This is a genomic window from Labrys sp. E2SS-1L, assembly GCF_057073705.1.
Genome location: NZ_CP172712.1, coordinates 5,212,815 through 5,224,962 on the forward strand (window position 1 = coordinate 5,212,815; position 12,148 = coordinate 5,224,962).

Genomic DNA, 12,148 nt, shown 5'->3' on the forward strand with positions numbered 1-12,148 from the left:
AACTATGCAGCAATGTCGCAGTGCCTCTGCAGGCCTAGCGGCGACCTCCTCCAGCCCAGCCGCCCAGGCGGCAGACAGAGACCGTCCCATGCTGAAATATCTCGCCGGCGCCGCCGCGCTTGCCCTCTTCGCCGCATCGCCCGCCGCGGCGCAGAGCTGCGCGCAGAACCTCAAGACTTCCGGCGTTCCCCTGCTCACCGGCCTGACCTACTCGACCTGGGCCGTCTTTCCCAAGGTCGCTCCCGCCAAGGCCCTCGACAATGTCGGCCGCGCCTTGTCCGCCGAAGGCATCGATGTCGTCAGTGTCGACAAGCGGGCCGGCGTACTGATCGCCGACCAGGACAGCGCCAACAACGGCCGTCTCCAGACCATCCGCGTCACCGCCCGCAAGGCCGGCGGCGGCACCCGCATCGATCTGCAATTCCATGTGCAGGCCGGCCAGATCGCCACCCAGGACGCCCTGCGCTCCCATATCTGCCGCGTCGTGAACGCTGCGGGCCGTTAGCATGCGTGGCACCGGGCCCGTTTGCCGGACCGCGAGGCTGGACACAGGGTTTTGATGATCCGCGCATGATTTCCGCCTCATTCGCCGGCCACTCTCCGTCAACCGAAGCCGGCACGAGGGGGCATCGATGACGATTGCGGTCGAACGGCGCGCTTTTCTCCGTCTCGTCGGAGCGGGAGCCGTCATCACCTTTGCGCCCAAGGCCTTTGCCCATCACGGCTGGTCATGGGCCGAAGGCGAACAGATGGAATTGAAGGGCACCATCAAGGCGGTTTCGATGGCTCCGCCCCATCCTTCGCTGGACGTCACCGCCGAGGACGGCGTGCTTTGGCGGGTCGACCTCGCCAATCCCGGCCAGACGCAACGCTCCGGCTTTAGCGGCGACACCGCCAGGCCGGGCGACACGGTCACTGTGCTGGGCAACCGCGCCAAGGATCGCAGCAAGGCCTGGATGAAGGCCGTGCGCGTTACCATCGCCGGCAAGAATTACGACATGTATCCCGATCGGATCCAGACACGCTGAACCCGGCGGCCCGCCATGCTGGAAGTTCTCGCTGCCTGGCCAGGCGCGGTGCTGCTGCGCCAGACACCCACGGCCTATATCTTCGTCAATGCCGGGCATATTCTCGGTATCGGCCTGCTGCTCGGCGCCATCCTGCCACTCGATCTGCGGCTTGCCGGATTATGGCCCGCGGTGCCGATCGCGTTCATCGGGCCGTTCCTGACACGCGTGGCCGCCATTGGCCTCGGGCTCACCCTTGCCTGCGGCCTGTGGCTGTTCAGCGTGCGCCCAGGGCATTATGCCGATAATGCCGCCTTTCAGGCCAAGCTCGTTCTGCTCATGCTGGCCCTGATCAATGTCGGCCTCCAGCACCGTCGCCCGGCCTTCCGCGCTGCGCTCGCCGGCGGGCCGTTGGCTGCAAGCGTGCGGGTATCGGCCTTAGTCTCAGCCTTGCTCTGGCTCTCGGTGCTGGTGGCCGGGCGCTGGATCGGTTTCCTGTAGCCGACCTCGCTCAGGCTGCATCCCTGAATTGCAGCTGCGCCAGCCGCGCATACAGGCCACCGCGCGCCACCAGGGCTTCGTGCGTGCCCTCTTCGACGATGCGACCGTCATCGAGCACGATGATGCGATCGGCGGCCTGCACCGTGGCCAGACGATGGGCGATCACCAGCGTGGTACGCTCGGTCATCAAGCCATCGAGGGCTGCCTGGACCGCCTTCTCGCTTTCGGAATCGAGTGCGGAGGTCGCCTCGTCGAGCAGCAGCACGGGGGCATCCTTGAGGATGGCGCGAGCGATGGCGATGCGTTGGCGCTGGCCGCCCGACAGCGTCACGCCGCGTTCGCCGATCGGGGTGTCATAGCCCTGCGGCATGGCGCGGATGAAGCCGTCGGCGGCGGCCAGGCGGGCCGCCTCCTCCACCTCGGCATCGCTGGCATCGGGGCGGCCGAAGCGGATATTGTCGCGGGCGGTCGCCGCGAAGACCACCGGGTCCTGCGCCACCACGGCTATGCGCTGGCGCACGCGCTTGGGATCGGCCTGCGGCAGCGCCACCCCGTCCAGCCTCACGCGCCCGAACTGGGGATCGTAGTAGCGCAGCAGGAGCTGGAACAGCGTGCTCTTGCCCGCACCGGACGGTCCGACGATGGCAACCGTCTCGCCCGCCTTCACGGCAAGATCGACATCGTGCAGCACCGGCTTGTCGGGCTGGGCGGGATAGGCGAAGGTCACGCCTTCGAAGGCGACGGCGCCGCGCGCCGGCTCGGGGAGGGCAAGCGGCCGGGCGGGCGCCGAGATCGCCGGCCTTTCGCCGAGAAGCTCGCCCAGGCGCTCTGCGGCGCCGGCTGCCTGTACGATCTCCGCCCAGACCTGGCCGAGCTCCGAAAGGGCGCCGGCGCCGAATACCGCATAAAGCACGAATTGCGACAAGGTGCCGGCTGTCATCGTGCCGGCGACCACGTCATGGGCGCCGAGCCAGAGCACGCCGACCACCGAGGCGAACACCAGGAACAGTGCGATCGCCGTCAGCATCGCGCGCGAGCGGGTCGAGGTCGCGGCAGCCTGGTAGGCATTTTCCACTTCACCCGAGAAACGCCCGATGGCCAGCCGTTCGGCCGTGAAGGCCTGCACCACGCGCATCGCGCCGATGATCTCGCTGGCATAGGCGGAGGCGTTGGCCAGCGTGTCCTGCGCCTTGCGCGAGCGCGTGCGCACGGACCGGCCGAAGGCGACCAGCGGCAGCACGATCAGCGGAATGGCGATCAGCACCAGCGCCGAAAGCTTGGGGCTGGTCCACACCATCATCACCACGGCGCCGGCAAACAGGAAGAGGTTACGCAGGGCAACGGAAGCGGAGGAGCCGAAAGCCGCCTTGATCTGCGTGGTGTCCGCCGTGAGGCGCGAGAGCACTTCGCCAGTCTTGACCGTGTCGAAGAACAGGGGCGAAAGCTGGGTGAGATGGGCAAAGACGGCGGTACGGACGTCTGCGACCACGCGCTCGCCGAGGGTCATCACCAGATAGTAACGGGCCGCGCTGGCCAAGGCGAGAATCAGCACCACGCCTGTCATGGCCAGGAAGTAGGAATCGATGGCGGCGGCATGTCCCACCGAGAAGCCGAAATCGATCATGCGGCGCATGGCGACCGGCACCACCAGCGTAGCCGCCGCCGCCACCGTCAAAGCCAGGAAAGCCAGCACGATGCGGCCGCGATAGGCCAGGGCATAGGGTGCCAACGCCATCAGCGGGCGCAAGGTCCGGCTATTCCTGGAGGATTCCGCGGTATTTTCTCGGGTTTTCGGGTCAGTTTCCGTGGCCACGTACTATTCTTCCTTTCGAGCGCGCGGGACAATGCCCCGCTGTGGGCGCGGCTGCAATCGCACCGGCCCAAACCGCTTCAGTTTGCCGCGCTCTCCATATTATCGCGCAGTGCAAAAAAGCGCTTGACTGCGACGGCTGAGAGGCGCAAGTCGCGATTGTTCCGGCCTTTGGATTTATTCCAAAGGAATCGTCCTGGCCGGGCCCCACGAGATCAACGAGATCATGCCAAGCGACAGTAGCAGTCGAATGTTCGCGCCGTTGACGGCCTGTAAGGACTGACCGCTCGCGGGCTCGTCCTTCCGGCCGGCAACGGCCGAGAGGAAGGAAGAGCCATGGAAGACCTGGCTGAAAAGACCGTTGACGTCGCCGACCGCGACATCCTCGAGGTGTGCCTTGGCCTCGAGCACGTAGCCGACATCGTCGAACTGCTCAATGAGCAGGAGATCGAGGAACAGGCTTATGTCCTCGTACACCTGCCCGACGAGCGGGCGATCGAAGTGCTCGACCAGCCGGGCCTGGACGATCCGGCGGCGTTGATCGAGGCCCTTCCTGCCGAACGGGCCCTCAAGCTGATGGCCGGCATGTCCTCGGACCGTGTGGCGGATGTCTTCCGCTACATGAACGATCCGCCGCGCACCGATCTGCTCAACCGGCTCGATCCCGAGACCCGCGCCTCGCTCGACAGGCTGCTGTCCTACCCCGAGGACACCGCCGGCGCACTGATGACCACCGAATTCGTGTCCGTGCCCTCGTCCTGGACGGTGGAGCAGACGCTGGATCACATCCGCCGGGTCGAGCGCACGCGCGAGACGATCTATTCGGTCTATGTCCTCGATCCCAAGACCCGCCAGCTCCTGAAGGCCGTGGCGCTGCGCCGGCTGATCACGGCCGATCCCAAATCCTCGGTGCTGACGGCCGCCCGTTTCGACAAGCCGATCACCGTCGCCCCCACGGCCGACCGCGAGGAAGTGGCAAGGCTGATCGCCAAATACGACCTCCTGGCCGTGCCGGTTGTCGACGACAGCATGCATGTCATCGGCATCTGCACCTTCGACGACATCATCGACGCCATCGTGGCCGAAGGCACCGAGGACGCCCAGAAGTTCGGCGGCATGGAGGCGCTTGACGACCCTTACGACCAGATCGGCTTCTGGTCGATGATCAAGAAGCGTGCCGGCTGGCTGTCCGTGCTGCTGCTCGGCGAGATGCTCACGGCGAGCGCCATGCAATTTTTCGAGGGCGAACTCGAGAAGGCGGTGGTGCTCACCCTGTTCATCCCGCTCATCATGTCTTCGGGCGGCAATTCCGGCTCGCAGGCAACCTCCCTGCTCATCCGCGCCCTGGCGCTGAGCGAGGTGAAGCTGAAGGACTGGTGGCGGGTGGCCCTGCGCGAGCTGCCCACCGGCGTCGTGCTCGGCGCCATCCTTGGCCTGATCGGCATCGTGCGCATCGTGGTCTGGCAGAAGGCCGGCTTCTACGATTACGGGCCGCATTGGGCCCTGCTGGCCCTGACCATCGGCTGCGCCCTCACCGCGATCGTCACCTTCGGCTCGCTGACCGGCTCCATGCTGCCCTTCATCCTCAAGAAGGTCGGCTTCGACCCCGCCAGCGCCTCCGCACCGCTGGTCGCGACCCTGGTCGACGTGACCGGGCTCGTCATCTACTTCACCGTTGCCCTGGTCATTCTGAGAGGAACGTTGCTGTAGACGGTGCAGAAAGGTGATTTCCGCATGTGAGAAATGCGGGGCCAGTGCTTGTATCCGGACCGAAATTGCGCTATCGAGCCGCCCACTCATTCGAATTTGACTTGTCCGACCGGGGTAGCGCTCCGGCACAGAGCAGGATTTGACCCCATGAAGGCCGACATTCATCCCGACTACCACAAGATCAAGGTTGTCTTCGTCGACGGCACCGAGTTCTACACCCATTCGACCTGGGGCAAGGAAGGCGACACCCTTCAGCTCGACATCGACCCCAAGACCCATCCGGCCTGGACCGGCGGTTCGCAGCAGCTTCTCGACCGCGCCGGCCGCGTGTCGAAGTTCAACCAGCGCTTCGCTGGCATCAGCTTCAAGCGCTGAGCACGAACATTCGGATATCGACGCAAGCGGGCCTTCGGGCCCGCTTTTGTTTTGGGCTGTCTTGGTTATGGAGGCGGGTTTTCAGACCCGCCCTGCTCTCTCATCGAGCCTCGTGTCTCCAGGCGGATCCGAAGATCCGCCCACACACACAAAAAGAAGCCGCGATAAGATATCGCGGCTTGTCCAAGTCGAAACAGGGAGGCGTCAAACAGAGTGAACAGGAGCCACTCGAACATCCAGCAAGCTGGAATGGCAGCGAGGCTATCGCAGAAGTCTTGATATTCGGTTAACGCCCGGTCCCGATCAGGCGGCGGCCGCGCAGAGCCTGTCCTCCTTCGATACCGGCGTCAGCCGGCACGAGCCCAGCAGCGCAGCCGTCAACGCAACGATGCCGGCCGCAAGCGAGATCCAGAAGCCGTCGGCGGCACCGAAGCGGTCGATGACCCAGCCCGAGGCGAAAGAGCCGACCGCCATGCCGATGCCGATGCCGGTCATCGCCCAGGTGATCCCTTCCGTCAGCCTGGCTGCCGGGACATGCCGCTCGATCAGGCCCATGGCGGTGATCAGCGTCGGTGAGATCGACACGCCGGACAAGAACAGCAACAGCGCCAGCATCGCGACATTCGAAACGAACAGCAGCGGCACGGTGGTGGCCGCGGCCACCGCGATGGCGATCACGAACTGACGCTCGAGCGGCATGCCGAGCTTCAGTGCCCCGAATACCAGCCCGACGATGAGCGAGCCTGCGGCATAGCCGGCGAGCACGAAGCTGGCCGCCGTCGCCTGCCCCAATTCCCTGGTAAAGGCGATCACCGTGACCTCGGCCGTTCCAAAGATGGTGCCGATGGCAATCAGGACGAAGGTCAGGATCTGCACCGACGGCAGGCGGATGGCCGAGGAGCCGCCGCTTTCGGAGAAGCGGACCGGCGGCTCGGTGGATTTCTGCACCACGAAAAGCGCCGTGCCGACGGCAAGAAACACGGTCGAGACCAAGGGACCGGCCTCAGGGAACCAGGCCACGCTCAGGCCGACCGAAAGGATCGATCCAGCCATGTAGACAACCTCGTCGGCCACCGATTCGAAGGCGAAGGCCGTGTGCAGTTGCGGCGTGTCGCGATAGAGCTCCGACCAGCGGGCCCTGACCATGGCCGGCATGCTGGGCATGGTGGTGGCGAACAGCGCCGCGACGAACAGGATCCAGGCCGGCCAGTGGAAATGGGCGGCCAGCAGCAGAACCGAAAAAGCGGCAACCGATAGGCTGGTGGCGGGAACGAGGACTCGGCTCTGGCCGTAGCGGTCCACCATGCGGGAGATCTGCGGGGACATGAAGGCATTGCCGAGGGCGAAGGTGGCCGATACGGCGCCGGCCAGCCAATATTCACCGTGTGTCTGAGAGATCATGGCGACGATACCCATGGTCACCATCGCGAGCGGCAGTCGCGCCAGGAATCCGGCAGCCGCGAAGGCCTTTGCCCCCCGCGCTCGAAAAATCTGGCTGTAAGGATTGGACATCGGTCACTCCAAAGCGGAAGAGGATGCATTGACATACGCAACGTATGTATTCGACATAGTTGCATACGCCTCGTATGTCAAATAATATACACAACGTATGTGAAGGAGATGATTGGCTGCGAAGGAGATGCCATGGCCCGTAGGCCGCGAACCCAGATGATCGCCGAGACGCGCGCCAAACTGGTCGCCGTAGCGCGCGCGGCCTTCGGCACTGTCGGTTATGCGCAAGCGTCGATGGACGATTTCACCGCGGCGGCCAGCCTGACGCGCGGCGCGCTCTATCATCATTTCGGCGACAAGAAGGGCCTGTTCGCAGCGGTTATCACGGAACTCGACGCCGAAATGTCCAAGCGCCTCTCCGCAATTTCAGCCCAGACCGAAGATCCCTGGCAGGGCTTCATCGCCGAATGCTCGGCCTATATCGAGATGGCTTTGGAGCCGGAGATCCAGCGCATCCTGTTTCGCGACGGTCCGGCCGTCCTCGGCGATCCCTCGCAATGGCCGAGCCAGGATGGCTGCATCGCCACGATGCGTGCGACATTGATCGCGCTGAAGCGGAACGGGGTTCTGGCCGATGTCGACCCGGAGGCTGCGGCCCGGCTGGTCAATGGCGCCACCTGGCATGCCTCGCAATGGATCGCCAATGCCGCCGATCCCAAGGCAGCGTCAAAGCAGGCGGTGAAGGCCTTTCATGCGTTACTGAACGGCCTACTGCGTCATCCCGCTGACCGGCGGAGCTCTCCTGCAAGGCTCAACTCTTGAAAAAGGCGCTCGCCGCCGAAAGCGAGGCTGCCTTGCTGGCCTTGGCTTCCTCCAGGCGCGCGATCTCCTGCTTCAGGGCCGCGATGCGTTCGTCGAGTTCATGCAGCGACAGGGTCGAGAGGTCCTGCCCGATCTGATGTCCCACCGTCACCTTTCGCGGCTCTTCATCGAAAATCGCCATCTCGTCTCCTCACCTCCCATCATATGCGGCGCTGCTCGACGAGCTCGGCCGCGGTGGCCACTCTAAACCCATTCGCCTCGATTACGAAAAGCTCATCGGTGAGCGGATGTGAGCGCGACTTGGAATCTTCGCTCACTTTTGCGGCAAAACCGGCCCGCGCTGAAAAATCGGGCGTCCAGGCCACCAGAAAGTCCCGATTGGGAATGCCGGCGATGGCCAGGTCACTGCCCAACGCCTGCAGCAGTCTCTGCCGGACCGAGGGCAACAGCAAGCGGGCGGCATCATAACCATCATTGGTCAGGATGGTGGCGTAGGCGCCCCGACCTTTCGCCGATCTCTCTGCCTCGATCGCCAGCTTGCCGGAGGCGGCCTCCAGCCCGGCCAGAGCTGCTTCATGGATCGCATCGGCAGCCACGCCCCATGTCTTCAGGTCATCCGTGGTGACGAGCGCATAGCGCCCACCCTGATCGAGCGCATAGGCGATCACCACCCTGGCCGCCAGGTCGCGTGAGACCAGTTCCTTGGTCTGCCGGCGATATTCGATCGGCACGACCTGCAGGCGCAGTTTGGTTCGCGCCTCCTGCCAGCGCGCGCGCTCTTCGTCATCGGCGGGCCTGACTGCCACGATACGGTCGAAAAAGTCGAGGATCTGCCCTTTCCGGTCCATCCCCCTCGCTTTGCCGAGCTGACGCTCCAGATTGCCGAGATAGACCTGGAGCGTATTCCCGCCGACCTTGACATGAATACCCTCGGGATCATCGCCGGGCAGCGTGAATGCCAAAGCAGGCCGCCGTCGGCGCAGCAGGGCGACCACCTCTTCGCGAAAGCTTTCGTCGGCGCGCGCCGCCACGGCTGTGACGCCGGCAGCGGCCAGCCCGAATATTGCTTGCAGCACCCGACGACGCCCGATTCCGCCCTGGCTCCGCCTCGTCATCACGCCCTCGCGCATTAGCCCCTCGAGGCGATCACCTTAGCCAGGACGGTTCCTTCTCGACAATCCTGGCGAGAAAGCGGCGTAACAGGCTTTCCTTTCGAGCCGACGACGACTATATGAAGTGTTGAATCCCGACAATCAGCTCGCGTCGGGCTTCGTTCCAGGAGGCTGGAGCGAGGCGGCAGCGAGCCCATGCTTTCCGAGGAGATGCAAATGTCGACCGCCCCGCTGATGCCGAAGGCCACTGCTGTCTGGCTGGTTGAGAACACCGCCCTCACCTTCGACCAGATCGCCGAGTTCTGCAAACTGCATCCGTTGGAGGTCAAGGGCATTGCCGACGGTGAAGTCGCGGCCGGCATCAAGGGCCAGGATCCCGTGATCTCCAACCAGCTCACCCGTGAGGAGATCGCCCGCGGCGAGCGCGATTCCCATCATCGCCTCCGACTGGCCGAACCGAAGGTCAAGATCGCCGTCGCCAAGGTCAAGAAGGGCCCGCGCTATACGCCGGTCTCGCGGCGCCAGGACCGTCCCAACGCCATTCTCTGGCTGGTCAAGAACCATCCCGAGCTCAAGGACGCCCAGATCATGCGTCTGGTCGGCACCACCAAGACGACGATCGCAGCCATCCGCGACCGCACCCATTGGAACACCGCGCAGTTGACCCCGGCCGATCCGGTCATGCTGGGCCTGTGCACCCAGATCGACCTCGACTTCGAAGTCGCCCGGGCCTCCAAGGACCGGCCGCCCGAGGCCGAGAGCGCCACGCTGCTGCCTGCCGAGATCACCACGGGGCCGGCAGCCGACCGGAGCCAGAGGCAGGACGACCCCTTCGCTTCACTCGGCAACAAGCCGCGCCAGACGGAAGACGAGGACGAACTCGACGTCGCCAACGTGTTCGCCAAGCTCAAGGGCATCAAGCAGAAGGAAGACTGACGCCCTCGCCGGCCAGTCCAACTCCGTCATCGAAAAGGGCTTTTCCGCCGGGGCGGAAAGGCCCTTTTGCTTGCGTAAGCCATCGACGGTGCCCACGATCCCCGGCGCAGCGCCTCTTCGCCGGCCCCTGCTGCGTCGAATCCCGGCAGTACCAGCAACAGGAAAAGGGCGCGATCGACGATCACGCCCTCATATCCCACCGAATTACCGGTCTCTACGCTTATGGAAGCGGACGCCCGAATTCGTCCCGCACGCCCTCGTAACGGACATAGCCGACAGGCGGTACGTCGTCGTCGCCATAGAGGTCGCGCTGGCGCCCCGCCTTCGCGGCTGCCTGATCCTGCCTCCTGAACTGCGCCAGGCCGGTGGAGGCCGCCTCGACGGCGGCGTTGGTGGCGCCCACCACAGCGGCGACGATCGAATAATGCAGGCGCACCTGCGTCCCGTGCAGGGCCGGGGCATAGCTCCAGTGCCGGCCCCATTCATCTTCGTGGAATTCGACGCTCGACATACTCGTACCCTCAACAAAAAGTAAATGCGCTCTTGCGATATGTTTCCTATTTTCAATGGTTTATGCTAGGTTATCAACGGGGATGACCTTTCTTCACCATCAACAAAAGCTTGATGATCATAGGGTGAGCATGAGCAAATCGGGAGCCGGTCTGGGAGCGCTGTGGACCTTTGCCGTCGCCGCTCGCCATCTGAGCTTCGCCAAGGCCGCGATCGAGCTCGATGTGACCCCCGCTGCGGTCAGCAGCCAGATCCGCGCTTTCGAAGACCGCCTCGGCACCCGGCTGTTCTTCCGCACCAGCCGCAGCATGAAGCTCACCCATGCCGGCGAAGAGCTGCTCGAATCGACCAGCGGCGCCCTGCGTACCATCGACGAAGCGCTGCGCCGGGCCGCCAACACCACCCAGCGCATGAGTTTCACCGTTTCTTCCGGTTCATCCTTCGCCGCCAAATGGCTGGTGCCGCGCCTGCCACGCTTCCGCCAGCAATTTCCCGATATCGACATGCGCATCGACATTTCCGATACGCTCGCCGATTTCAGCCGCCAGGAAATCGACGTCGCCATCCGCTTCGGCCGCGGCGCCTATGCCGGCCTGCGCTCGGATCGCCTGTTCGTCGAGGACGTCTTTCCGATCTGCAGCCCCCAGCTTCTGCACGGGCCCGTGCCCCTGCGGGAACCCGACGATCTGCAATATTTCACCCTGATCCATCTCGACTGGCACAGTCAGGATTCGATGTGGCCGGACTGGCGCATGTGGCTGATGGCCGCCAAGGCGGACAAGCCCGATCCCACGCGCGGCCTGCATTTCAGCCAGTCGATCATGACCCTGCAGGCGGCCGTGGACGGCCAGGGCGTAGCGCTCGGCAATACCAGCCTTGTGGGCGACGACCTGGCTGCGGGCCGGCTGGTACGCCCCTTCGATCTGTCTTTGAAGATCGCGCCGGAATTCGCCTATCACCTGGTGGCGCCGAGGGCCAAGGCGGACAAGCCGATGATCAAGGCGTTCCGGGACTGGGTGCTCGCCGAAATCGCCAGCGGCAAGGCGGTTTGATCGTCCGGATCGCCTTCCATCCCCGTCGAAGCCACGCCGAGGCCATGCCCGACGATCACAAGCGTCAGGCGATCAAGCGTCAGGCGATGATGTCCGGCGTCAGCAGGTCCTCGAGCAGGGACATGCGGTCCTTGAGATGGAGCTTGCGCTTCTTCAGGCGCTGAAGCTGCAGACGGTCGGGCGTTCCCACCTGTTCCAGAGCGGCAATCGCGGCATCGAGATCGCGGTGTTCCTGGCGAAGCTGCCCCAGCTCCGCAACCATCGCGGCTTCCTCCTCCTCGGTGAGCGGATTTGACAAGCCCATACCCTTCCATTCCGAATGGCAGCTTCGGTATTTCGACCATTCTGCCGCTCCATGCCCATCCGGGCACGGTGCCGAACTATGCCGAGCCGATTCCTCGCCCGCAAGCGCTGCGGCAAGATATCGCCATCTATTTACACCCGTTTGGCGAAGCTTGCCGGACAACTTTCACAAGCCCTTCCTAGGCCTTTGATCCAGCATTCTTTTTGGCCCGGCCACACTGCATTACCGTGCGGTAAGCTATTGTTCTGACTAAATTTATTGTTGCTTTGCACAATCGATTCAACGTCGGAATCCGCGATTTTCCTTCGACATGCGCGCCTTTTCGTGAGAACGTTGAATGTCGGAACTGTGACACAAGGAGCCGTTAATGCCTGTGCAGTCGCATTTGGTCGAACTGGAGCGCAAACATCACGCTCTTGAAACAGAACTCACCATCGCACTGGCTCATCCCTCCTCGGATGACCTCAAAATCGCAGAGCTGAAGCGTAAGAAACTCCTTCTCAAAGACGAAATTGCAAGATTGAAGAGCGCCGAGAGGCTGCACTGAACCAGTCACC

The 12,148-nt window shown here is 63.9% G+C and carries 15 protein-coding genes; 9 read left to right on the plus strand and 6 right to left on the minus strand.

The features are described from left to right. The first annotated feature begins 88 nt into the window (after positions 1-88). The 3 genes from ACIGJE_RS24405 to ACIGJE_RS24415 all read left to right on the plus strand — a co-directional run bounded on the left by ACIGJE_RS24405 (position 89) and on the right by ACIGJE_RS24415 (position 1,508). Positions 89-505: a hypothetical protein gene (locus ACIGJE_RS24405; protein ID WP_367625440.1), complete on the plus strand. Its 417-nt coding sequence runs from the start codon at positions 89-91 to the stop codon at positions 503-505. A gap of 127 nt (positions 506-632) precedes the next feature. Further along, complete coding sequence (locus ACIGJE_RS24410) at positions 633-1,028, plus strand: DUF6152 family protein (protein WP_311939997.1); 396 nt, start codon at positions 633-635, stop codon at positions 1,026-1,028. 15 nt (positions 1,029-1,043) lie between these two features. Further along, a complete protein-coding gene (locus tag ACIGJE_RS24415) occupies positions 1,044-1,508 on the plus strand; it encodes a DUF6644 family protein (protein ID WP_415084678.1) in 465 nt (154 codons plus the stop codon). 10 nt (positions 1,509-1,518) lie between these two features. Here ACIGJE_RS24415 and ACIGJE_RS24420 read toward each other — a convergent pair whose 3' ends face one another. Further along, positions 1,519-3,321 carry an ABC transporter transmembrane domain-containing protein gene (locus ACIGJE_RS24420; protein WP_311940000.1) on the minus strand — a complete coding sequence of 601 codons (1,803 nt, stop codon included), beginning with the start codon at positions 3,319-3,321 and terminating at the stop codon, positions 1,519-1,521. Between the two features lie 333 nt (positions 3,322-3,654). Here ACIGJE_RS24420 and mgtE point away from each other — a divergent pair, with 333 nt between their 5' ends. Further along, positions 3,655-5,028, plus strand: coding sequence for a magnesium transporter (gene mgtE, locus ACIGJE_RS24425; RefSeq protein ID WP_311940002.1), 1,374 nt, complete (start codon positions 3,655-3,657; stop codon positions 5,026-5,028). 147 nt (positions 5,029-5,175) lie between these two features. Then, positions 5,176-5,403 (plus strand): 50S ribosomal protein L31, encoded by a 228-nt coding sequence (gene rpmE / locus ACIGJE_RS24430; protein ID WP_068285651.1) that lies wholly within the window; start codon positions 5,176-5,178, stop codon positions 5,401-5,403. 303 nt (positions 5,404-5,706) lie between these two features. Here the strand turns inward: rpmE and ACIGJE_RS24435 are convergent, their stop codons facing one another. Continuing rightward, positions 5,707-6,915, minus strand: coding sequence for an MFS transporter (locus ACIGJE_RS24435; protein WP_415084675.1), 1,209 nt, complete (start codon positions 6,913-6,915; stop codon positions 5,707-5,709). A 132-nt stretch (positions 6,916-7,047) separates the two neighbouring features. On the opposite strand from ACIGJE_RS24435, the gene ACIGJE_RS24440 reads away from it, so the two are divergent. Then, positions 7,048-7,677 (plus strand): TetR/AcrR family transcriptional regulator, encoded by a 630-nt coding sequence (locus ACIGJE_RS24440; RefSeq protein WP_415084673.1) that lies wholly within the window; start codon positions 7,048-7,050, stop codon positions 7,675-7,677. Here ACIGJE_RS24440 and ACIGJE_RS24445 read toward each other — a convergent pair. Together ACIGJE_RS24445 and ACIGJE_RS24450 are read right to left on the minus strand one after the other, a co-directional pair. Continuing rightward, on the minus strand, positions 7,667-7,858 hold the full coding sequence (locus tag ACIGJE_RS24445; RefSeq protein ID WP_394313013.1) for a DUF1192 domain-containing protein: 192 nt from the start codon (positions 7,856-7,858) through the stop codon (positions 7,667-7,669). The two genes, ACIGJE_RS24440 and ACIGJE_RS24445, sit on opposite strands and share 11 nt — an antisense overlap. 19 nt (positions 7,859-7,877) lie before the next feature. Next, on the minus strand, positions 7,878-8,807 hold the full coding sequence (locus ACIGJE_RS24450; protein ID WP_415084671.1) for a DUF1444 family protein: 930 nt from the start codon (positions 8,805-8,807) through the stop codon (positions 7,878-7,880). 198 nt (positions 8,808-9,005) lie between these two features. On the opposite strand from ACIGJE_RS24450, the gene ACIGJE_RS24455 reads away from it, so the two are divergent. Then, positions 9,006-9,725, plus strand: coding sequence for a DUF1013 domain-containing protein (locus tag ACIGJE_RS24455; RefSeq protein WP_322434799.1), 720 nt, complete (start codon positions 9,006-9,008; stop codon positions 9,723-9,725). Between the two features lie 220 nt (positions 9,726-9,945). On the opposite strand, the gene ACIGJE_RS24460 is transcribed toward ACIGJE_RS24455, so the two are convergent. Beyond that, positions 9,946-10,236 (minus strand): hypothetical protein, encoded by a 291-nt coding sequence (locus ACIGJE_RS24460; protein ID WP_415084669.1) that lies wholly within the window; start codon positions 10,234-10,236, stop codon positions 9,946-9,948. A 130-nt stretch (positions 10,237-10,366) separates the two neighbouring features. Between ACIGJE_RS24460 and gcvA the strand changes: the two genes are divergently transcribed. Beyond that, positions 10,367-11,287: a transcriptional regulator GcvA gene (gene gcvA / locus ACIGJE_RS24465; RefSeq protein WP_311940016.1), complete on the plus strand. Its 921-nt coding sequence runs from the start codon at positions 10,367-10,369 to the stop codon at positions 11,285-11,287. Between the two features lie 79 nt (positions 11,288-11,366). Here gcvA and ACIGJE_RS24470 read toward each other — a convergent pair whose 3' ends face one another. Further along, positions 11,367-11,591 carry a YdcH family protein gene (locus ACIGJE_RS24470; protein WP_068285637.1) on the minus strand — a complete coding sequence of 75 codons (225 nt, stop codon included), beginning with the start codon at positions 11,589-11,591 and terminating at the stop codon, positions 11,367-11,369. A 367-nt stretch (positions 11,592-11,958) separates the two neighbouring features. Between ACIGJE_RS24470 and ACIGJE_RS24475 the strand changes: the two genes are divergently transcribed. Further along, positions 11,959-12,138 carry a YdcH family protein gene (locus tag ACIGJE_RS24475; RefSeq protein ID WP_068285636.1) on the plus strand — a complete coding sequence of 60 codons (180 nt, stop codon included), beginning with the start codon at positions 11,959-11,961 and terminating at the stop codon, positions 12,136-12,138. Positions 12,139-12,148 lie beyond the last annotated feature (10 nt).

Excerpts from the sequence above, each read along its gene's own strand:
- ACIGJE_RS24405 (WP_367625440.1), top strand. The coding sequence starts at position 89 with ATGCTGAAATATCTCGCCGGCGCCGCCGCGCTTGCCCTCTTCGCCGCA.
- ACIGJE_RS24410 (WP_311939997.1), top strand. The coding sequence starts at position 633 with ATGACGATTGCGGTCGAACGGCGCGCTTTTCTCCGTCTCGTCGGAGCG.
- ACIGJE_RS24415 (WP_415084678.1), top strand. The coding sequence starts at position 1,044 with ATGCTGGAAGTTCTCGCTGCCTGGCCAGGCGCGGTGCTGCTGCGCCAG.
- mgtE (WP_311940002.1), top strand. The coding sequence starts at position 3,655 with ATGGAAGACCTGGCTGAAAAGACCGTTGACGTCGCCGACCGCGACATC.
- rpmE (WP_068285651.1), top strand. The coding sequence starts at position 5,176 with ATGAAGGCCGACATTCATCCCGACTACCACAAGATCAAGGTTGTCTTC.
- ACIGJE_RS24435 (WP_415084675.1), bottom strand. The coding sequence starts at position 6,915 with ATGTCCAATCCTTACAGCCAGATTTTTCGAGCGCGGGGGGCAAAGGCC.
- ACIGJE_RS24440 (WP_415084673.1), top strand. The coding sequence starts at position 7,048 with ATGGCCCGTAGGCCGCGAACCCAGATGATCGCCGAGACGCGCGCCAAA.
- ACIGJE_RS24445 (WP_394313013.1), bottom strand. The coding sequence starts at position 7,858 with ATGGCGATTTTCGATGAAGAGCCGCGAAAGGTGACGGTGGGACATCAG.
- ACIGJE_RS24450 (WP_415084671.1), bottom strand. The coding sequence starts at position 8,807 with ATGCGCGAGGGCGTGATGACGAGGCGGAGCCAGGGCGGAATCGGGCGT.
- ACIGJE_RS24455 (WP_322434799.1), top strand. The coding sequence starts at position 9,006 with ATGTCGACCGCCCCGCTGATGCCGAAGGCCACTGCTGTCTGGCTGGTT.
- ACIGJE_RS24460 (WP_415084669.1), bottom strand. The coding sequence starts at position 10,236 with ATGTCGAGCGTCGAATTCCACGAAGATGAATGGGGCCGGCACTGGAGC.
- gcvA (WP_311940016.1), top strand. The coding sequence starts at position 10,367 with ATGAGCAAATCGGGAGCCGGTCTGGGAGCGCTGTGGACCTTTGCCGTC.
- ACIGJE_RS24470 (WP_068285637.1), bottom strand. The coding sequence starts at position 11,591 with ATGGGCTTGTCAAATCCGCTCACCGAGGAGGAGGAAGCCGCGATGGTT.
- ACIGJE_RS24475 (WP_068285636.1), top strand. The coding sequence starts at position 11,959 with ATGCCTGTGCAGTCGCATTTGGTCGAACTGGAGCGCAAACATCACGCT.